Source organism: Dongia deserti (assembly GCF_003574735.1).
Classification (GTDB): Bacteria; Pseudomonadota; Alphaproteobacteria; order Dongiales; family Dongiaceae; genus Dongia_A; species Dongia_A deserti.
The window spans coordinates 200,238-220,420 of record NZ_QORW01000004.1; the positions used below are offsets into that span (position 1 = coordinate 200,238).

At 64.8% G+C, this 20,183-nt stretch carries 13 protein-coding genes; 6 read left to right on the forward strand and 7 right to left on the reverse strand.

What is annotated here, in order from left to right:
• Positions 1 to 69: 69 nt before the first annotated feature.
• Positions 70 to 1,557 carry a leucyl aminopeptidase gene (locus DTX69_RS07885; RefSeq protein ID WP_162916883.1) on the reverse strand — a complete coding sequence of 496 codons (1,488 nt, stop codon included), beginning with the start codon at positions 1,555 to 1,557 and terminating at the stop codon, positions 70 to 72.
• A gap of 244 nt (positions 1,558 to 1,801) precedes the next feature.
• Between DTX69_RS07885 and DTX69_RS07890 the strand changes: the two genes are divergently transcribed.
• On the forward strand, positions 1,802 to 3,820 hold the full coding sequence (locus tag DTX69_RS07890; RefSeq protein WP_119300980.1) for a molybdopterin-containing oxidoreductase family protein: 2,019 nt from the start codon (positions 1,802 to 1,804) through the stop codon (positions 3,818 to 3,820).
• A 121-nt stretch (positions 3,821 to 3,941) separates the two neighbouring features.
• Here DTX69_RS07890 and DTX69_RS07895 read toward each other — a convergent pair whose 3' ends face one another.
• Genes DTX69_RS07895 through sucC form a run of 3 tightly spaced genes read right to left on the reverse strand, consistent with a single transcriptional unit; the run spans position 3,942 to position 9,111 of the window.
• Complete coding sequence (locus tag DTX69_RS07895) at positions 3,942 to 7,034, reverse strand: phosphoenolpyruvate carboxylase (protein ID WP_119300981.1); 3,093 nt, start codon at positions 7,032 to 7,034, stop codon at positions 3,942 to 3,944.
• Positions 7,035 to 7,054: 20 nt separating this feature from the next.
• The gene (gene sucD / locus DTX69_RS07900) at positions 7,055 to 7,939 is read right to left on the reverse strand and encodes a succinate--CoA ligase subunit alpha (RefSeq protein ID WP_119300982.1); all 885 of its coding nucleotides are present in this window, start codon (positions 7,937 to 7,939) and stop codon (positions 7,055 to 7,057) included.
• Positions 7,940 to 7,941: 2 nt separating this feature from the next.
• On the reverse strand, positions 7,942 to 9,111 hold the full coding sequence (sucC, locus tag DTX69_RS07905; RefSeq protein ID WP_119300983.1) for an ADP-forming succinate--CoA ligase subunit beta: 1,170 nt from the start codon (positions 9,109 to 9,111) through the stop codon (positions 7,942 to 7,944).
• A 418-nt stretch (positions 9,112 to 9,529) separates the two neighbouring features.
• Between sucC and DTX69_RS07910 the strand changes: the two genes are divergently transcribed.
• A complete protein-coding gene (locus DTX69_RS07910) occupies positions 9,530 to 10,138 on the forward strand; it encodes a CHAP domain-containing protein (protein WP_284735620.1) in 609 nt (202 codons plus the stop codon).
• On the opposite strand, the gene DTX69_RS07915 is transcribed toward DTX69_RS07910, so the two are convergent.
• The gene (locus DTX69_RS07915) at positions 10,112 to 11,131 is read right to left on the reverse strand and encodes an NAD-dependent epimerase/dehydratase family protein (protein WP_119301155.1); all 1,020 of its coding nucleotides are present in this window, start codon (positions 11,129 to 11,131) and stop codon (positions 10,112 to 10,114) included. The genes DTX69_RS07910 and DTX69_RS07915 overlap by 27 nt on opposite strands.
• Positions 11,132 to 11,322: 191 nt before the next feature.
• Between DTX69_RS07915 and DTX69_RS07920 the strand changes: the two genes are divergently transcribed.
• From DTX69_RS07920 to DTX69_RS07935, 4 genes are read left to right on the forward strand one after another with little or no spacing between them, the layout of a single operon-like run.
• Positions 11,323 to 11,787 (forward strand): ABC transporter substrate-binding protein, encoded by a 465-nt coding sequence (locus DTX69_RS07920; RefSeq protein WP_284735642.1) that lies wholly within the window; start codon positions 11,323 to 11,325, stop codon positions 11,785 to 11,787.
• Between the two features lie 55 nt (positions 11,788 to 11,842).
• Positions 11,843 to 12,208, forward strand: a complete 366-nt coding sequence (locus DTX69_RS07925) for a copper resistance CopC family protein (RefSeq protein WP_284735621.1) — start codon at positions 11,843 to 11,845, stop codon at positions 12,206 to 12,208.
• 12 nt (positions 12,209 to 12,220) lie between these two features.
• Positions 12,221 to 13,867, forward strand: coding sequence for a copper resistance D family protein (locus DTX69_RS07930; RefSeq protein ID WP_119300985.1), 1,647 nt, complete (start codon positions 12,221 to 12,223; stop codon positions 13,865 to 13,867).
• 7 nt (positions 13,868 to 13,874) lie between these two features.
• Positions 13,875 to 16,460 carry an MMPL family transporter gene (locus DTX69_RS07935; RefSeq protein ID WP_119300986.1) on the forward strand — a complete coding sequence of 862 codons (2,586 nt, stop codon included), beginning with the start codon at positions 13,875 to 13,877 and terminating at the stop codon, positions 16,458 to 16,460.
• A 283-nt stretch (positions 16,461 to 16,743) separates the two neighbouring features.
• On the opposite strand, the gene DTX69_RS07945 is transcribed toward DTX69_RS07935, so the two are convergent.
• On the reverse strand, positions 16,744 to 19,026 hold the full coding sequence (locus tag DTX69_RS07945; protein ID WP_162916885.1) for a TonB-dependent receptor domain-containing protein: 2,283 nt from the start codon (positions 19,024 to 19,026) through the stop codon (positions 16,744 to 16,746).
• 214 nt (positions 19,027 to 19,240) lie between these two features.
• The gene (locus DTX69_RS07950; RefSeq protein WP_162916888.1) at positions 19,241 to 20,176 is read right to left on the reverse strand and encodes a FecR family protein; all 936 of its coding nucleotides are present in this window, start codon (positions 20,174 to 20,176) and stop codon (positions 19,241 to 19,243) included.
• Positions 20,177 to 20,183: the final 7 nt, after the last annotated feature.

Consider the following 20,183-nt stretch of genomic DNA (forward strand, 5'->3'; position numbering starts at 1 on the left):
GCCTATGGCGCCAGCGGTCCTATCAATGGCTGATCATCGCGGCGGGATTTCGTTCCTGATCGCCTGCGCCTATTCCCGCTGCCGCAGGAATGCATCGAACAGCGCCACGCCGTAGCCGGTCGCACCTTCGGGGCAGAGCGGCGTGTCCTTGGTTGCAAATTCCTTGTTCGCGATGTCGAGATGCGCCCAGGGCCTGCCGTCGACGAACTCCGACAACAGGGCCGCGGCGTGCGCGGCGTCGGCGCTGAGATCGTCGGGCGCGACTTGTCGGTAATCCGCGACCTTGGATTTGAGGTTCTTCACGTAGTCCGGATCGAGCGGCAGGCGCCAGAGCTCCTCGCCGGCCGCTTGGCCCGCCGCCTGCACTTCACGCGCCAGGGCTTCCTGGTTGGCGAACAGGCCCGCATAGACCGGGCCCAGCGCCGCGGACACCGAATAGGTCAAGGTTGCCGCATCGAGGATGCAGGAGGGATTGAACTTCGAGGCCGCGTAGTAGAGCGAATCCACCAGGGTGACGCGCCCCTCCGCGTCGGTATCGATGATCTCCATGGTCTTGCCGGCCAAGGTCTTCACGATATCGCCCGGCCGATAGGACGAGCCCGACGGCATGTTCTCCACCAGCGCCATCACGCCGACGACGTCGACCTTCGCCTTGCGCAAGGCGGCCGTCAGGATCGCGCCGGCCACGGCGGCTGCGCCGCCCATGTCGCCCTTCATGGTCAGCATCTGGGATGTGCGCTTGAGGGAAAGGCCGCCGCTGTCGAAGCAGACGCCCTTGCCGACTAGGGTAACCGGTCCTTCTTTCGACTTGCCGCCCCCCGATTTCCCGCGCCCGTTCCAGCGCAGCACCACCAGCCGCGGCGGATGCTGCGAGCCTTGCGCCACAGCCAGGATGCCGCCCGCGCCCATCTTGCGCAGCGCGCCCTCGTCATAGATCTCGACAGCGATGCCGTGCTTCTTGAATTCCAGCAGACGCTTGGCGAAGGCGTCTGGCCACAGCGTAGACGGCGGCTCGTTCACCTGGTCCCGCGCGAAACAGATGCCGGTGGCCAACGCTTCGGCATCCGCCGCGATCTTCTGCGTCGCCGCGCGCTGCGCGGTCACCAGGGAGAGGGCGGCGATCTCCGCCGGTGCATTGCCCGGCTTCGCCTGCGTCACGTATTTGCCGAAGCGATAGCCGCGCAGCCGAGCCCCTAGCGCGACGTTGCCCAGGAACACAGCGTCATCGAGCCTGCCGACCCCGCCGCCCAAAATCTGCGCCTTGGGCTCGTGCACCTGCAGCAGATGTGCGGCGATCTTGCCGCCGATCTTGCGCGCGCGGATCGCGGACAGTTCCTTGGGATTGCCGACGCCGGCGATGATCACCCGACGCGTGTCGGCCGCACCCAGCACATCGAGGATCTCGCCGCGCTTGGCCGAGAAGGACGGCGCCGCCATCGCCTTCTGCAGCGCTTTGCCGAGGGGTGCACCAAGCCCCAATAGCTTTTTGCCCTCGGCCGCGAACACGACAGTGACATCGGCGGACATCGCCGGCTTGGCGATCACTTCGATTTGCATGGAATAATGCCCTTCCTGTATTCGGCGCGATCTGAGCATAGCAACAGGAAAATGTAAAATCCGCACCCTCCTTCGTCATGGTCGTGCTTGGCACGACCATTCACGAGTTTGTCAGCAAACTGCGAGTGCGGCCCATCGAAACTCGTGTTAGTCGGGCCAAGTCCGACCATGACGTAGAATAACGTGGCGGCTATGAAAGCGGCCTGGGTTCTCCTATCATCGCAACCGCTCTGGGAGGGCGCTCATGTCCGACAAGACCATCATCCGCACCACCTGCCCGCGCGATTGCTATGACGCGTGCGGGATCGCAGTGGTGAAGCGCGCAGACGGATTGGTGAAGGTGCTGGGCGATCCCGATCATTCCGTTTCGCGTGGCGCGCTCTGCGGCAAATGCGCGATCGCCTACAACGGCGCCTGGCTCGATCCGACCGCGCGTGTGACGCGCCCATTGAAACGTGTCGGGCCCAAGGGCAACGGGCAATTCGAAGCGATCTCCTGGAATCAAGCGACCCCAGAGATAGCCGCGCGGTTCAAACAGATTGTCTCGACACATGGCGCGGACACCATCTGGCATGCGCACTACACCGGCACCTGCTCGCTCCTCGCCGGTGGCTTCCCGCAGCGGTTCCTGAACCGGCTCGGCGCCAGCGAGGTCGATCCGGATTCGATCTGCAACGCGGCCGGCCACGCCGCGCTCAAATATATGTATGGCGCAAGCGACATCGGCTTCGATCCGCGCACGGCCAGGGATGCGAACTGCATTCTCGTGTGGGGCGCAAACCCATCGGCCTCCGCGCCGCATCAGCACAAGCACTGGCTCAAGGAGACGAAGGCGAAGACAATCGTCGTCGATCCGGTGCGCCATCCGACGGCTACCGCGGCCGATCTGCATCTGCAGATCTTCCCCGGCAGCGATGCCGTGCTCGCCTTTGCCATGCTGCACGTGCTGAGACGCGAGGACCTGATCGACGGCGCGTTCCTGGCCGCGCATACCGTCGGCTGGGATGAACTTCAGCCGGTGCTCGACCGCTGCACGCCGGACTGGGCGGCGCCGATCACCGGCCTTTCCGTCACGCAGATCGCAGAGGCCGCGCGGCTCTACGGCAACGGCCCGTCGCTGCTATGGCTCGGCCAGGGCCTGCAGCGCCAGCCCACCGGCGGCAACGTGTTCCGCGCGGTTGGGTTGCTGCCCGCCGCGACCGGCAACTTCGCAAAGCCGGGCGCCGGATTCCTCTATCTCAACGGCGGGTCGCGGCGCGGCATCGACGGCGACTATCTCGAAGCGCCGCGTCTGCGCCGCGGCGGGAAGCACACGATTAGCCACATGGACCTGGTCGCGACGCTCAGTGACCCCACCAAGGCGCAGTCACTCATCACCTGGAACATCAATATTGCGGCATCCAATCCGGATCAGGCGCGCCTGCAGCGTGTGCTCAGCGACGAGCGGCTGTTCCATATCGCGATCGATCCCTTTCCGACGGACACCACCGACTTCGCCGACTATGTGCTGCCGGCCGCGAGTTTCCTGGAGTTCGACGACCTCGTCTCGCCCTACTTCCATCTCTCCATGTCGGCGCAGGTGAAAGCGCTGGAGCCGATGGGCGATGCGTTGCCCAATCAAGAGATCTTCCGCCGGCTCGCGAAGGCGATGGAATACAGTGAGCCGGAGTTATTCGAGGACGATCGCACCGCACTCGACACTTTGTGCCGGCAAGTTGGTCTCGAAGGTTTCGCGGGCCTCGCCGCGAAGGGCACCGTGGATATTTGGCAGGAACCGGTGCCGCAATTCGCCAACCTTCGGTTTCCGACGCCCAGCGGCAAGATCGAGATCGCGAGCGCTGTTGCGGAAGCGGACGGCCATCCGCGCCTGCCGCAACCACTCGCCGACCCGCGGCCGCAAGACGGACGGCTCCGCTTGCTATCGCCCGCTTCGGCCTGGCTGATGAACAGCACCTACAATTGCGATCCGAAGATCGCCGACAAGCTCGGACCGGAAAGCATCGCGCTCAATCCTACCGACGCTGCGCGCCTTGGCCTATTGGATGGCGATGCCATCACTGCGACGAACGAAACCGGCCGCCTGGAGTTGCGCGCCGGCATTGCCGACATCGTCCCTGCTGGCGTCGCCCTCTCGCACAAGAGCCGTTGGCCCAAGCTCTCCGCGCAGCGCGCCAACGTCAACGCGCTTAATCCCGGCCGCAAGACCGACATGGCGGAGAGTTCGGCGGTGCATAGCGTTGAAGTGACGATCAGGAAGGCATAGGCGGGGGGCCCCTCACACCTATCACCCCTGCCTTGAGCCGGGGTCCATGATTCAGCTGCACGTGCGACTGCGGAGTAGATCCCGGCTCAAGGCCGGGATGACAGTTTAAGGAGCGTCGGGCCTATCCAATCGCCCCGATGATGTGGATGATGCCGGAGCCCAGCCGCCGCACGAGCGCGTAGAGGCCGGCGATCGGCTGGAAGATCAGCTGGTGCTCGCGTTCGTAGGTCTGGTGCCAGTCGCCGACATAGGTCGCGATCTCGCCGAAATCGCCTTCGTATTTCTCCTGCTCCACTTTGGGAAAGATGGTCGCAAGCTTGCGGATCGCGTCCTCGATCTCGAGATGCACGATCTTGGAGATGAGCTGCTCGCGCGAGATGTTGTGCTGCACGGAGAAATCGGGGACGTGAGTCGCAAGCGCGAAGAGTCGCATCAGCAAGCCGATGCGGACGCCATGCAGCAGCCGCAGATTGAGACGTGCCCGCGGCGGCAGCTTGGGCTTCGGCCCCTCGATCACCGCCAATCCGTCGCGCAGATCCAGCATGTCACGCTGGAACACACGGTAGATCTTCGCAAGCTTCTCATGGACGCCTTCGCCTTCCAGATGCTCGGCTACGCGCCGCAGCTCCCAGGCGCGTTGCGGATCGCTCGCCTGATAGGCGCGGCTCAGCCACTGGCCGGGATCGAACAGGTCGACATAGGACTTGAGCGCGTCGAGCTCCGAGCATTCCAGCGCCCACTCCACCATGCCCAGCAGGCGGCGCATGCGCGGCGAGGCCTTGTAGACCTTCTGGAAACGCTCTGGGTCCTTGACGATCGCCTGCCCCACGCCGCCGATCGTGTTGGCAAGGAATCCGAGCTGCTGCAGGATGCCGTTGTGCGGAATGGCGCGCAGTTGTGTCGGATGCGTGAGGTTGATGCGCAGCGTGAGGTCGTCGTGCTGCCGCTTCAGCGCACGCGAGCCGCTGGGATAGAGAAAGTTCGCGCCGAACGCATCGAGCAAGGCAGCATAGTTGGGGTCGTTCATCACCTGCTCGTTGAACCGGCGAATGGTGACGAAGAACTCCTTGATATAGTCCTCGTCGACCGAATAGATCGGATCGGCCAGTACCTCCTCAAGCGGCGGGGTCAGCACATACTCGACGATGCGCGTGACCGACGCGAAAGCGATCTGCGGCGTGATGAAGAGCGCGTAGCCGTCGCCGCCCTGGAAGCTGACCTCCTCCTTGGCGCGAATGCCGAGATTCTGGAACTTGCGCCGGCTGGCGGGTGACGCCACGTATTCCAACCGCGCCTGGAAGCCTTCCGGATGCCCGCCGCGGCCGATGGATTCGCCGTGGGTGTCGAACACCACCAGCTCCACATCCGCGAAGCCGCGGTCGCGCAGCACGTCGGCCAGCTTCAGCCGCAGCCACTCCACCGAGATCGCAGCGACGGTCTGGCCGAGATGCCGTCCGGCGTCCGAGAATCCGGTCTGGATGCAGAGGCGGCCCCGCTGCCGCACATAGGCGGCGAAGTCCGGGTTCTGCAGGCACTCATCTATGACCCTGAGACCGCGTTCGAATGCCTTGGTGGTCTCGAACAGGGGCGAAATGTCGACCGTGGCCTGGACACCGAACAGCTTCGCGAAATAGAGCGCTGCCAGCAAAGTCAGCGGCGATTCCGTCTCGGCGATCAGGAACCGCACCGGTGTGGTCGCGTCGATGTATTTCAGCATCTGCGCGACGATCATGAACAGGCGCTTGGCCGACGTGCGCTCCGCGAGGATCGAGGCGAAATTGATGCGGATCGGTTTCACCTCGCGCAGCAGCTTGGCGATCGCTGCGAGATAGGAGCGCTTGCGGGCCGGATCGTCCGGCTCGGTCTCCATGTCGATCAGCTTGCGCACGGCATTGTGGATCTGCACGGCGTTCAGCCGCACATGCGTGTGCGCCATTCCAAGCCCGTGGTTGGTGAGCTCCGCGCGCAGGATCAGCAGCTTGCGCCGCTCGGCCGGACGGGTAGACAGCTCCAGCGCCCGCTCGATCAGCTCCAGCAGCTGGCCGGATTCGATCAGGCGCAGATGCCGGCTCTCATGCATGCGCTTGGCGAGGCGCCGCACCTGCTCGGTCCAGGTTTTGGGATCGGCATCGCTTTGCTGGAAGACCTCGATCTCGTCATCCGCTTCCTTGATGGCGAGTGCCAGACGGCTCTCCAGCAGCTCCATCAAGTGCGCCAGGTCAACACCGTTCTCACCGCGCGGCTTCTGCGCGCGCAGTTCTTCGACCACATCGAGATATTGCTGGAGCTGCGCGGTCTGCACCCGCAAGCGCTTGAACAGGGTATCGCTCCACGTGATATCGGAGCGGCCGTCAAGGTCATAGCCGACCCAGCTGGCGATGGTCAGCAGCTTCGGGCGCAGCTGCTCCCATTCCTTGGGATAGAACTCCGCCGCGACGTCGAACACGATCTCATAGACCCGGCGCAAGGAGCGCTGGATATTGGTGATCGCCTCGATCGACAGGCGATGCTCGTACGACAGGGTCGGCTCGGCCGGTGGGCGATGCTCCACCATGCGCGCGGCCGTCAGGCGCCGCGCGCGCTCCTTGGCATTCAGCTTGTTGCCGGCGCTGTCGCGCTCCATCGCCAGCTCGGCGAGGTTGCGCAGCATCTCGGTCGACTGGCTGAACGTCGGATGTCCGGTGATGACGATGCCGAACAGCTCGCGCTCCAGCACGGCCTGGAACTCGGAGAACGGGCGCGGCGTCGGCTTCTTGCCCTTCGTTTCCTCAGGCACTGCAACGCGGCGAACGGCGGCGCGGATCAGGGCCTCGTTCTTGGCCTCATCGCGTTCTCCGAGATAGGCGGCAAGACGCTCTGCGCGATGCGCATAGGCTTCAGCGGTGAGCTGCTGGATCAGCCGTTCGAGATCGCCATAGCTGAGCTTGCCCGCATCGAGCCTCTTGCCGAGCTCCAGTGCCAGCAGCTTGACCGAGTTGCCGAAGGGGTTGCGCTCGCGCAGGTCGCCAAGCGTGCCGAACAGGTGGCCGAGGTCGCGCTCCAGAGCTGCCGGATCAAGCAGGGCGGAGTCCGGGAACGCTTGCATCTCTGCCGGCAGGTCGTTGCGCAAGGTCTTCCGACCGCTGCGCGGCAGCGCCGCCTGTTCGGTCGCGCGCAAGGCGATCCGCCCTGCGGCCTTCGTGCCGCTCGGCCGCTTCCCAGACCCCTTGGCCATTCTCTCCCCTTTCCGTCGGCTCAAGCCGCCGCCTTTCCCAAGGCTTGCAGCATGGTGGAGCCCAGCTCCGCCGGCGATGGCGTAATGATGATACCGGCCGAGCGCAAGGCTTCGATCTTTTCCGCAGCACTTTCGCCGCCGCCGGAGACGATGGCGCCCGCGTGGCCCATGCGCCGGCCCGGAGGCGCCGCACGTCCCGCGATGAAGCCGACGACCGGCTTCTTGCGCTTGGAGCGCTTCAGGAACTCCGCTGCGTCGATTTCCGGTGTCCCGCCGATCTCACCGATCATGATGATCGCATCGGTATCGTCGTCGGCCAGGAACAGTTCCAGGATATCGACGAAGTTCGACCCGTTGACAGCATCGCCGCCGATTCCGACCACCGTCGATTGCCCGAGGCCCGCCGCCGTCGTTTGGGTCGCCGCCTCGTAACTGAGCGTGCCGGAGCGGGACACAATGCCGATGCGGCCGGGCTTGTGCACGTAGCCGGGCATGATGCCCATCTTGCATTCGGCCGGCGTGATGATGCCCGGGCAGTTGGGGCCGATCACCCGCGACTTGGAATATCTCAGCTCCTTCTTGATCCGCGCCATGTCCTGGACCGGCACGCCGTCAGTGATGGCGACGATCACCTCGATCTCGGCATCGATCGCCTCCAGGATGGAATCCATTGCGTAGGTCGGCGGCACGTAGATGACGCTGGCGTTGCAGCCGGTCGCCGCCTTGGCATCGAGCACGGTGTTGAAGACCGGCAGGCCGAGATGCGTGGAGCCGCCTTTGCCCGGCGTCACGCCGCCCACCATGTTGGTGCCGTATTCGATCGCCTGCTGGCAGTGGAAGGTGCCCTGCGTGCCGGTGAAGCCCTGGCAGATGACCTTGGTCGCCTTGTTGACGAGGATGCTCATGGCTACGCCCTCCCCTGCACGGCATTGACAATTTTGCCGGCTGCATCTGACAGAGTGGTCGCGGTGACAATGGGCAAACCGGATTCCTGCAGGATCCTGCGGCCCAGCTCCACGTTGGTGCCCTCCAGGCGCACCACCAGCGGCCGGTCGAGCCCGACCTCGCGCGCGGCGCCGACGATCCCTTCGGCGATGGAGTTGCAGCGCATCATGCCGCCGAATACGTTCACCAGGATGCCCTTCACGCCCGGATCGTTGAAGATCAGCTTGAAGGCGCAAGCGACGCGCTCCTTGGTGGCAGCGCCGGCGATGTCCATGAAGTTGGCAGGCTGGCCGCCATAGTGCTGGATGATGTCCATGGTCGCCATGGCAAGGCCCGCGCCGTTCACCATGCAGCCGATATCGCCTTCCAGCTTCACGTAGTTGAGGTCGTGGCGCGAGGCTTCTAGCTCGAGCGGATCCATTTCGTGCTCGTCGCGCATGTCCTGGATATCGTGGTGCCGGAACAGCGCATTCTCGTCGAACGTCATCTTGCAATCGAGCGCGATCAGACGGTTCGACTTGGTGACGACCAAGGGATTGATCTCGACCAGCGTGGCGTCGAGCTCGCGGAACGCCTTGTTCATCGACATCAGCAGGCGCACGAACTTGTGGACCTCGCGTTCCTTGAGGTCGAGTTGGAAGGCGATGTTGCGGGCCTGGAATGCGCGCATCGGCGTTGCCGGCGACAGCGACAGGTGGATGATCTTGTCTGGGTGCTTGGCGGCGACTTCCTCGATATCCATGCCGCCTTCGGTCGAGGCGATGACCGCGACGCCGCCGGTTTTGCGGTCGATCAGCTGAGCGACATAGAGCTCGCGCGCGATGTCGCTGCCCTGCTCGATATAGACCTTCTTGACCTCTTTGCCCTGTGGTCCGGTCTGATGGGTGACGAGCCGGCTGCCCAGCAGTTTGTCGGCACTCGCAACGACTTCCTTGACGGAGCGGCAGATCTTCACGCCGCCAGCCTTACCGCGGCCGCCGGCGTGGATCTGAGCCTTCACCACCCAGACCGGGCCGTCCAGCTCTTCCGCGATTGTCTCCGCTTCGGCCGGGTTGTGGGCCACTTCTCCGCGCGGCACCGGCACGCCATAGCGCCGGAGCAGCTGCTTCGCCTGATATTCGTGGATATTCATGGGTTTCCTCCGCCAGGTTTCTGTCGTTGCATAACCTGGGCACAGCGCAATTTTGCGCTGCACCATCCTCCCATCCGATAAGAAATGCCTGGACCAGGACCGATTGTCCATCGGCCAATGTCAATTCACTCGGATGAACTGTAGATAAAGCACAGCGCCAATGGCGCCGGCTTTAGCTCCTGCTCTTTCACCCGGCGCGCGAGCACTCTGGTCGCGCGATGAATGACGCTGATGAGACAGTCGAAACGGACCACTCCAATCTGATCCGGATGTCTCCCGCTGGTTTTCATCGTATTTCTCGGAACCTTTTTGACTATCCAAAATTCGACTAGGATCGCTGAGATTACGTCCTACGGAGTCGCGGGGGAGACCAGGGCCGCCTGTCGGACGTGCTGGATCGGACAGGAATTCCAAGTCGATGAAGGCGGATCCCGCGATCGCGCGACATGGATGGAAGCGGCGGGTGGGTCATTTGGCCGCACTGCTGCTGCTTGCCGGCTGCGCCATACCAAAGCCTCCGTCGGCCACCGTCACCGTGCCGGTTCAAGAGCAGCCGCAGCAGGCTGCGTTGCAGACCATCGAGCCTGGGATGGGTGCGCAATGCGTGCCTTATGCCCGCGCTCGCTCCGGCATCGGGATTTTCGGCGATGCCTACACGTGGTGGGAAACGGCCGCCGGGCGTTACGAGCGCGGCAGCCAGCCGCTGGTCGGCTCAGTCCTGGTGCTGCGCAAGACGAGCCGGCTTCGCCATGGCCATCTGGGCGTCGTTTCGGCGGTGGTCGGGCCGCGCGAAATCCGCGTCGATCACGCCAACTGGCAACCGGGCGCCGTCATCACCAACATGGCGGTGACCGATATTTCGCCGGCCAATGACTGGACGCAATTGCGCTTCTGGAACCAGGAGGCGCAGGTGTGGGGCAGCGTCTATCCGGCGGCCGGCTTCATCTACAATCTGCCGGATGGCGTGAGCCCACCCAAGGGCACCAGCACGACCATCATTTCACGCAACCGCAACGTCACGCACTGAGCGCCGGAGCAGGCCGCGCCCTGACATCCACGCGACGGCATCGCGCAGCGATTGCTCGAGCGTGCGGCAGGACCAGCCGAGCTCGTTGCGTGCCTTGCTGCAATCGAACGCCATGGACGTGCGCGCGAGCCGCACGCCGGTGAGGGGAGCGATCGGCGGCTTCTTGGTCATATTCGAAATGCCTTCGCTCACGAGCGCAGAAACCAGCGCGAGGGCATAGGGAATACGTGTGCGCGGCACGGAGAGCCCGGTCAGGCGGTGCAGCTCCGCCAGCAAATCGCCCAAGCTGAGATTGACGTTGCCAAGGATGTAGCGCTCCCCTACCCGCCCTTTGTCGGCCGCCAGGACCTGGCCCGCGGCAACGTCGCGCGCATCGACCAGGTTGAACTCGCAATCGAGATAGGCCGGTGTCTCGCCATTGAGAAAGCCGAGGATCATCTTGCTCGGCGGCGTCAGCAGATCATCGCCCGGCCCGATCGGCATGGTCGGATTGACGATCACGACCGGCAGGCCGCCGCGCGCCGCTTCGCGCGCCGCCTCCTCAGCGAGGAACTTTGAGCGGCAATAGGGGCCCGGCATGTCGTCGAGCTTCAGCACCACGGTCTCATCGATCAGCGCGCGTGCCGACTGCTTGGGCGCGCGATAGCTTTTCAGGATGGATTCCGTGGAGGTGTAGACAAAGCGCTCCACGCCCGCTTTGTGCGCAGCCTCGAGCACGCGGCGGGTGCCCTGGTGATTGACGGCGTCGAAGCTCTTCGGATCGGGGGCCCAGAGATTGGGATTGGCGGCGAGATGGAACACGCGCTCGCAGCCTTCCACGGCACGCGCCACAGCCGATGAATCGGTGATGGAACCGACGACCTGCTCGACGCCCAGTGAAGGGTTGAACGACCGGAGATCGAGAACCCTGACGCGCTCGCCGCGCGCCACAAGCGCATCCACCAGATGGCGGCCAATGAAACCACATCCGCCCGTCACGAGATTGAGCCGCACCAAGCCCCCTTTTTCCGGCCGAGAAGCTGCGGCACGATGTGCCGGAACCATGCGCGCAAGTCAAATTCGCCCGTTGTTTCTCGCCGTGATGGCCGCCCTGCTCTGCTGCGGCCCCAGCCGCCGCGCGCGAGCGACCGGTCACCACTCCGGCAGCGCGGTTCCTGCAGGATACCATCGACCGCGCGTTCGAGCTGGCCCGCCCGCCAGTTTCCGCGGAGGCGGGCGCCGAGATGGACGCCCTCATTGAAGCCGCGATGGACTGGCGTGGCCTGACCCACTTTGCCATCGGCCATTATGGCGCGGACCTCAACGCGGATGGCATGAGCAGCGTCACAGACAAGCTGGAGGACCAACTGGGAGCTCTCGCCCGCCGCGCCGGAACCGATCTGCCGACCATGACGGTGGCGCTCCGCGATATGCGAATCGACTCCGACGGCAACCGCCGAATCCTCAGCACCGCCACGGTGCCGCGGTTCGGCGAGGTCGAGGTGGAGTGGACCCTGACCCCCACCCAGACCGGCTATCGCATTGCCGACATCAAGGCCCTTGGGATGACGCTGCGGCAGTTTCTCCGCAGCTGGGTCACCAGCCTGGTCGCCGCCAAGGGTGGCGACGCCGCAGCCGCCTTCGACGGTGTGGCCGCATCGCCGCGATGACAATCCGCATCAGCTCTGGTAGAACCCCTGCCGTCCATTTGTGGGGAAGCACAAGGTGCGGAAATATCTGCGGAATTTGGCTGCCGCCGCGGTCGTGCTGATGATTACCGGTGCCCTTCCGGCCTGGGCGCACGCGGTCATCCTCTCAGCCAATCCGACCGCCGACCAACAGGTGGCGCCAGGCGAGCTCGCCATTCGCATCGAGTTCAATGCCCGCATCGACAAGGAGCGTTCACGCCTGCAGGTCACGGCCCCCACCGGCGAAAAGGCCAACGTCTCGATCGAACCCGCCGGCGAGCCCAACGTCATCGCGGGCACAACAGCCGTTCTTACCCCGGGGGCGTACATGCTGCGCTGGCAGGTGCTGGCGATCGATGGCCACATCACCCGCGGCGACATCCCGTTCACGGTCGGCAATTGAATCCGCGATGCCATGGATCTGCTGCTCGACATTTTCGGTTTTGCCAGCGTGCTGCTCTCGGGTCTTGTGCGGACCGCGCAATGCCTGACCTTGGGGGGCATCGCCTTTCTTGCTTTCATCGCCGTGCCGCTCGGTCACGGCGCGTCGGACAGCGTGCGATTGGCGCCGCGCACCATTCAGCTGACGCGCGTCTTCGTCTGGGCGCTCCTGGTCTCGGTTTCCATCCTGCTCGCGATGCACGTGACGATCCTGGCCGGCACCGCGGAGATCACGATCGCCGACGCCCTGGGCGGCGACTTTGCGCGGGCGCAGATGGTGCGCATCGTTGGCGCGGTGCTGATGCTGGCCCTGCTCTATGGCAAGAGCCCGAGCGTGCCGCTGTTGCTGGCGCTTGGTCTGGTCGATCTGGGTGCCGGAGTCGCCATCAGCCACGCCGCCGCGCGCGTGGAGGATCGCGGGCTACTGATCGGCATTACCGCACTCCACCATATCGGCGCGGCCATCTGGATCGGCGGTCTGCCATGCTTGCTCTCGGCGATGCGGCGCTTACCGGCGGGCGAGATGCGCAGCCGCGTCGGCTCGCGCTACTCCACGCTGTCGATGATATCGGTCGCGGCCATCGCTTTCTCCGGTATCGGCATGCTGGTGCACTATGTCGGCAGCTTCCCCGCGCTGTACGGCACCGCCTACGGCATGATGCTCGCCACCAAGACCATCTTGTTCTTCGGACTGCTCGCACTGGGCTACGGCAACTTCCGTGTGGTGCGAGCCCTTGCGGGCAATCCCGCCGGATCGAACCTGCGCCTGCGCCGCTTCGCGGAGGTGGAGCTGGGCGTCGGCATCACGATCTTTTTCGTGGCCGCCTCCATGACGTCGCTGCCGCCCGCCATCGATCTGCCGCGCGACCGTGTCACCTTGACCGAGATCGCCGAGCGGCTGGTGCCGAAATGGCCGGCGCTCAGCAGCCCCAGCCGCGAAAGCCTCGCCTTTTACGAAGAGCAGAAGCTGCTGGCCGAGGAGAAGGCCGAGCACAAGCCGGCGACGCTGCAGGCCTACGTGCCCGGCTCCGGCGCGCCGCTGCCGCGCAATGCGCACGATATCGCCTGGTCAGAGTACAATCATCATTGGGCGGGTATGATCGTGCTCATCATGAGTATTCTGGTGTTCCTGGAGAAAACGGGGAAGGCGCCATGGGCGCGCCACTGGCCTTTGCTGCTCGTCGTGCTCGCAGCCTTTCTGTTCATGCGTTCGGAGGCGGAAGCCTGGCCGATCGGCACGCTGACACTGGCCGAGTCGCTGCGCGATCCGGAGTTCATCCAACACAAGGCTTTCATGATCCTGATCACCAGCTTCGCCGTATTCGAGTGGAGCGTGCGCAACCAGGTGATGCGGAGCGGCTGGGCGAAGTATGTGTTTCCACTGCTCTGCGCCTTGGGCGGCATGATGCTGCTGACGCATTCCCACTCCATCGCCAACGTCAAAGAGCTGTTGCTGATCGAGATGACCCACATGCCGCTGGCCGTCTTCGCCATCTGGTCAGGCTGGACCCGCTGGCTGGAGCTGCGCCTGGACGGTCGTGCGCAAGTAATCGCCGGTTGGCTGTGGCCGACCTTCTTCTGCCTGACGGCCGTCACCCTGTTGCTGTATCGGGAAATTTGAGACCGGCATGATTGAGCGCATTGTCGAACGTTCGGTGGCCTGGGCCATCGCTCACGCCAAGCTGGTCATCCTGCTTTGCCTCGCCTTGACTGTCGCGGCCGGGCTCTACGCCGCGCGCAACCTGACCATGGACACCGACACGGCGCGCATGATCTCGCCGGATCTGCCCTGGAAGCAGGAGATGGCGAAGATCAACGCCGCCTTCCCGCAGAATGTCGGGCTGCTGGTGGCGATGGTTGATGGGCGCACGCCGGACGCGGCCGAGGATGCCGCCGCGACCTTGTTCGCGAAGATGAAGGAGCGGACGGACCTGTTCGAGACGGTGCGCCGCGCCGACGGCGGCCCGTTCTACGACCGCTACGGCCTGATGCTGCTGGACACGAAGGACCTGGACCGGATCGCGCGCTCGGTCATCCGTGCCCAACCCTTCATTGCCAGCCTCGCCGCCGATCCCAGCTTGCGCGGCCTGTTCAACGTGCTGTCGCTTGCCATGGAAGGCGTCGCGCGCAAGGCCACCGATTTCGCGTCCCTGGAGCGGCCGCTCGCCGCGATTTCCGGCGCGATGAGCGCGGCGCTGACCGGCAACGAGACGCCGCTCTCCTGGCGCAGCCTGATGATCGACCGGCCGGTCGACCCGCGCGAGCTGCGCAAGCTGATCCTGGCGCAGCCGAAGCGAGACTTTCGGGCGCTGCAGCCCGGCGCGAAGGCGACTGCCGCCGTGCGGCAGATGGTAAGCGATCTCAGCCTAACACCCGATCGCGGTGTCACGGTGCGTCTGACGGGGCAAGTGCCGCTAAACGACGAAGAATTCGGCACGGTCGCCGAAGGCATGAGCCTGGCCTTGTTCCTGTCGATCGCGCTGGTGCTGACGTGTCTGTTCGCCGCGCTGCGTTCGATCAAGCTGATCGTCGCGTGCTTCGTCACGCTGATCATGGGCCTCATCCTGACCTTCGGATTTGCGGCGCTCGCCGTGGGCTCGCTCAACCTGGTGTCGATCGCCTTTGCCGTGATGTTCATCGGCCTCTCCATCGATTTCGGCATCCAGTTCGGCGTGCGCTACGGGCAGGAGCGTTTCATCGCCGACGACGGCACTGCCCTGCCCCGTACCGGGCGCTTCATGGCGCGGCCTTTGACGCTGGCCGCCATTGCCATCGCCGCCGGCTTCCTCTCCTTCACGCCGACGGATTACAAGGGTGTGTCGGAGCTCGGCCTGATCGCCGGCGCCGGCATGGCGATCACGCTGGTGCTCAATCTCAGTTTGCTACCGGCGCTGCTGAAGGTGTTCCCGCCGGCCAGCCAGCCCATCGACATGGGCTTTGCCTGGGCGAGGCCGATCGACGACTTCCTGCTGCGGCGGCGCTGGCCGGTGCTTGCAGCCTGGGTGCTGGTCGGCCTCGTCGGCGTGATCGCGGCGATGAACCTGCGCTTCGATTTCAATCCGCTGCATCTCAAGGATCCGAAGGCCGAGTCCGTGTCCAGCATCCTCGACCTGATGAAGGACCCGCTGCGCACGCCCTATACGATCGAGATCCTCACACCGGATATCGCCGCCGCGCAGGCCCTGGCCGACAAGATCGGCCAGCTCCCCGAAGTCAACATGGTGCTAACGGCCAACAGCTTCGTGCCGAAGGACCAGGAGGCGAAGCTCGCCATCATCCAGGACCTCAACGACCTGATGGGCTTGAGCCTCGATCCGATCGACGTCGCCGCGCCGCCGACGCCGGACCAAGTGCGCGCGTCGCTTCGGCGCTGCGCGGCCATGCTGCGCGAGGCAGTTCCCTCCTCCGACGTCGCGCAGCAATTGGCGCGGCTGCTCGACCAGGCGGCGGATTCCGACGATGCCTTCCTGAAGCGGCTCGACCACGTGCTGCTCTCGAGCCTGATGCCGCGCCTGGACGCGCTGAAGGCCGCCCTCACCGCCAAGCCGGTGACGGTCGACACGCTGCCACCGGAAATTCGCAACGACTGGATCGCCGCCGATGGCCGTGCACGCGTGCTGGTGATCCCGGCGGGTGACAGCAATAACAACGCGGTGCTGGAGCGCTTCATCACGGCCGTGCGCACAGTGGCGCCGCAGGCCAGCGGCGCGGCGGTGCAGATCTATGAAGCCGGGCGCGCCGTGTCCCATGCGTTCGAGATCGCAACCCTGTTCGCGATGGCGAGCATGGCCGTCCTGCTCGGTGTCATCCTGCGACGTGCGGTCGATGTGGTGATGGTTCTGGTGCCGCTGGCAGCTGCCGCACTCGCGACTGCGATCATCTGCTGGCTGATCGGGTTGCAGCTCAACTTCGCCAACATCATTGCGCTGCCGCTGCTGCTCGGCATCGGTGTCGCCTTCAACATCTATTTCGTGGTCAATTGGCGCAACGGCATCAGCGGCCCGCTGCAGACGAGCACCGCCCGCGGCGTGCTGTTCAGCGGCCTCACCACCGGATCGTCCTTCGCCAGCCTGGCGGTCTCCGGCCATCTCGGCACCGCCAGCATGGGCATCGTGCTGCTGACCGGCATGGCGATGACCCTGGTCAGCATCTTCACCTTGATGCCGGCCCTGTTGGGGCCGGTGCCCAAGGACGCCGGCCCTCAGGTCACTTGAAGCTCTCTTCCACCCACGCGGCGAACTTCTCGAGGTCATCCATCATCTTTCGTGCATCCTGGACGCGGCCTCGCGTCGTGCCGTATTGCATCCGAACCTCCTGCGGCCGTGCTGGTTGCCTCCCACGCTGTAACCGCCGCACTTTCCTGCCGGTGTGTAGCGACCAGCGTGAGCGAGGCGGCGGAAGCGAGCCGGCTCTCCACCGGATCGGCACGGCTGGTGAGCGCGATGGGGCAGCGCGCGCCCATCACGATGCCGGCGCTGGCGGCGCGAAACGTCGCCTCTACCACCTCACTGCGTAGGAGACGAAGACCCGCGTGCCCTCCTCCGGAATCCACAGGAAGCCGAAATTGTCAGACTCCGACGGGATGGAGGTGTAGGTCTCGTTGAGCAGGTTCTCCGCACCGATCCTGAGCTCGCCAGGGCCGACGTCGAAAGCCATCGAGGCATTGAGCAGGAACAGATCTTCCACGCGGCCTTCGCCGTATTCGACGCTGTCGCCGAACGGATCGCGCTCAGCCCGATAGTTGAGCTGCAGCCTGTTCCGCCACCAGTCGAACGGGCTGAACTCGACATAGGCGGTGACCAGGATGGGCGGCACGTCGCGGCTGGGAATGCGCCGCTCCTCGCCATCCTCCAACTCGCGGATGCCGTCCTGCCAGGTGAAAATGCCGCCAACACCCCATTGCTCGTCGATCTGCCAATCCGCGTTGGCCTCGACGCCCCAGAACTCCCGCGGCTCCCGCAGTGGCGTGCAGGGGTCAATGCCATTGCACTCCAGCGCGCTCAACAGCTTGGACTCCGTGTAGAAGCCGGCCAACCCGAGTTCCAGATCGTGCCAGCGTCCGCGCATGCCGAGCTCGTACTGATTGGACTTCGCCGGCCTGGGATCGATCTGATCGGGATCGGAAGCATCGCGCGCGGCGCGGCCGAGCTGGGTTATTTCCGCGCCTTGCGAGAACGTGGCATAGAGGTCGATCTGCTCGATCGGCGAATAGACCAGGCCGGCATTGAACAGAGTGAGATCGAAGTCATCGATGTCGCCGCTCTCTTGTGGTCCGAGGCCATCATCGCCCTCCTCGACGTGGCCGCTGTAGCGCTCGTGGCGCACGCCGCCGCTCAGCACGAAATCACTGAACGGTATCTCGAGCTGCGCATAGGGCGCCCATTGGTCGAGCGTCACATCGGGCGCGAAATAGGTGACCAGCTGCCCTGTATCGTGATTGTAATAGGGATTGATCAGCTCGTTCCGCAGTGCGTCGATCCCATAGGTGATCGACACGCCCTCCAGAATGAGATCGAGCGGGGTTGTGACGCTCGACCGCACGCCATAGTACGTGTTGTTCCATTCCTGGCGGAAATCGTCGGCCCCGAACGATTCGAAGACGTGATACTTCACGTCGCTGGTGAAGAGCTCCAGCTTCACTGCACTGCCCAGCACGTCCTCGTTCTCATACGCAAGGTCGACAGTGTAAGAGCGCCGGAAGCTCTTGCCCCCAAGCGGTTCCTCGGTCAGAAACCCGTATTCCTCGCGGTAGATGCCGGGATTGAGGGCATAACGTTCGGTGAAATCGACATAGCCAAACGTGCCGGTCAGCCGCAGGCTACCGGCGTCGCCCAGGTCCAAGCCAAGCGATGTGTCGAGATTGTATAGCCATTCCTTGCCGTTGGTGAGCAGGGCGGAATTGTCGAAGCCAAGCGCGAGGTCGCCGTCCGGATCGTACTCCGCGCCGTCATAGGCGACCGCGCCGCCGATCTGGAAATCGAAGTCCCCGATGATCTGCGAGGCACTCTGATAGAGGCTCGCTTGGCTGCTGCCGTTGACGTGGCCCGGATTGAAGCTCTCGCGCAAGACCGTGCGCATGGTCAGTTCTTCCGATTTCGCCCGCGGCGTCTGCAAGGCGATGATGCCGCCCGGCGAGCCGAACCCGTACGCGGAGTTGGCACCGCGGCTGACTTCGATGTCGGACACCTGATCCGCCAGCAGCAGGTTGAGGTCGGAGCCCGTGCCGGCCCGCATCTGCTCATTGGTCGGAACGCCGTTGATGAACACCTGAGCGGTGCGGCCCCGAATCTGGCGCACGCCGTTGTTGGTCGGATTGAAGCCGGGCACCTTGCGGGCGATCACCTCGTCGATGCGGTTAGTGGTGGCCAGCTCCTCCTGGATCTCCTCGTTCTCCACGAAGGTGATGGAGGACGGCACGTTGGAGAGCGGCGCGTCCGGCTGGCGGGAGCCAAGCACCGTCACCGGTGCGAGCAGAACGCTGCCGCTGTCGTCGATCGCCACGCGCTCGATGATGATGAGGTCGCTTTCAGCGAAACGTCCGGCAAGGCCAGTCCCGTCGAGCAGCCGGCGCAACGCCTCTTCCGGCGACATCGCGCCGGTCACGGCCGGCGCCGAAAGACCGCGCACCAGCGCCCCATCGGCCGTGACGCGCAGGCCCGATTGCCTGCCGAACTCGGCCAGGGCATCTGCAAGCGGCTGCGCGCGAATATCGAACTGGCGCCCTTGCAGGGCTTGCACCATCTGTGCCGGTTGGGCTGCACCATCGGCCCAGGCCGGCATGCCCGCCATCAAGGCCGCAATACATACGCCGCCCCACGCCGCCCGCCGAACTGCTCCGGCGGCAATCCGCGATATCCCCTCTGCCACGTCCGATCCCCCAATTCTGTCCCATAAGGGAGGCGATTCAGCCTGTGCGAATGCCTCGCATTCTCGCTTTCCACTCGTGCAACGTTCCCGTGGCGGGATTTTTCAGAAAAAAGGAAGCGAGAGACCGTCAGTCTTTGGAAAGGACCAGCACCCAAGGCGAGATCTGGTGGAGCGTGGCGCCGTGAGTCAGGGCGACAGCCCGCAATGTCTGGACGGGATCGTCGAGCGCGTAGAGCCCTGTGACGGGCTGGGCCGCCAGCCGGTCGTCCATGATGAAGATCGCGCCGGGAAAATAGCGCCGCAGCTCCGCCACGACCTCCGCGACCGATTGGTCACGCGCGACGAGTTCGCCACGCAGCCAAGCGCCTGCTTGATCGGGTGGCCCTGCGCCCCGCTCAGCCCCGCCTGACGCACGCGCCCGAACCCAATCTCCCGGCCCAAGCTGCGCGCGCAATCCGGCAGCGCTCTCGACCCGGACTGAGCCATGTCGGACCGCGACCGCAACGCCCTCGTCATCCAGCCTCACATCGAATGCCGTCCCCAGGACTGTCGTCTCGACCACACCCGTCGCAACGGTGAAAGGCCGAACCGCATCCGGCTGCACTTCGAAGAACGCGCCACCGGCGATCAACCGGATGTGCCGCCGGCCAGGCGCGTAGTCGACGTCGATGGCGCTGTCGGGCGCCAAGTGCACCACGCTGCCGTCGGGTAATGGGACGGCATGCACGTCCGCCGTGCCGGTGACGTAGTCTGCGGTGAAGCGGAGCAGAACATTCGGCGTCAGCGCGATCACAATCGCCGCGGCGATGGCGAGAGCCGCGGCGGCAGTCGCGACCTTCCGGCGCCACGGAGCCTTCGGTTGGGACCACCGGTTGCGGTATCGGGGCGCGCTCTGCGCCATGAGCGCGCCGACGTGGCTGGTCTCAGCCCAAGCCTCAGCATTGGCGGGGCTTGCCACCAGCCAGGCCTCGAACGCCGTCTTGAGGGTATGATCGTCCGGCTGTTCTTGGAGCAGGATGAGCCATCGCGTGGCTTCCGTCCTGGCTGTGTCGCTTGTCTCCATGCCGCAC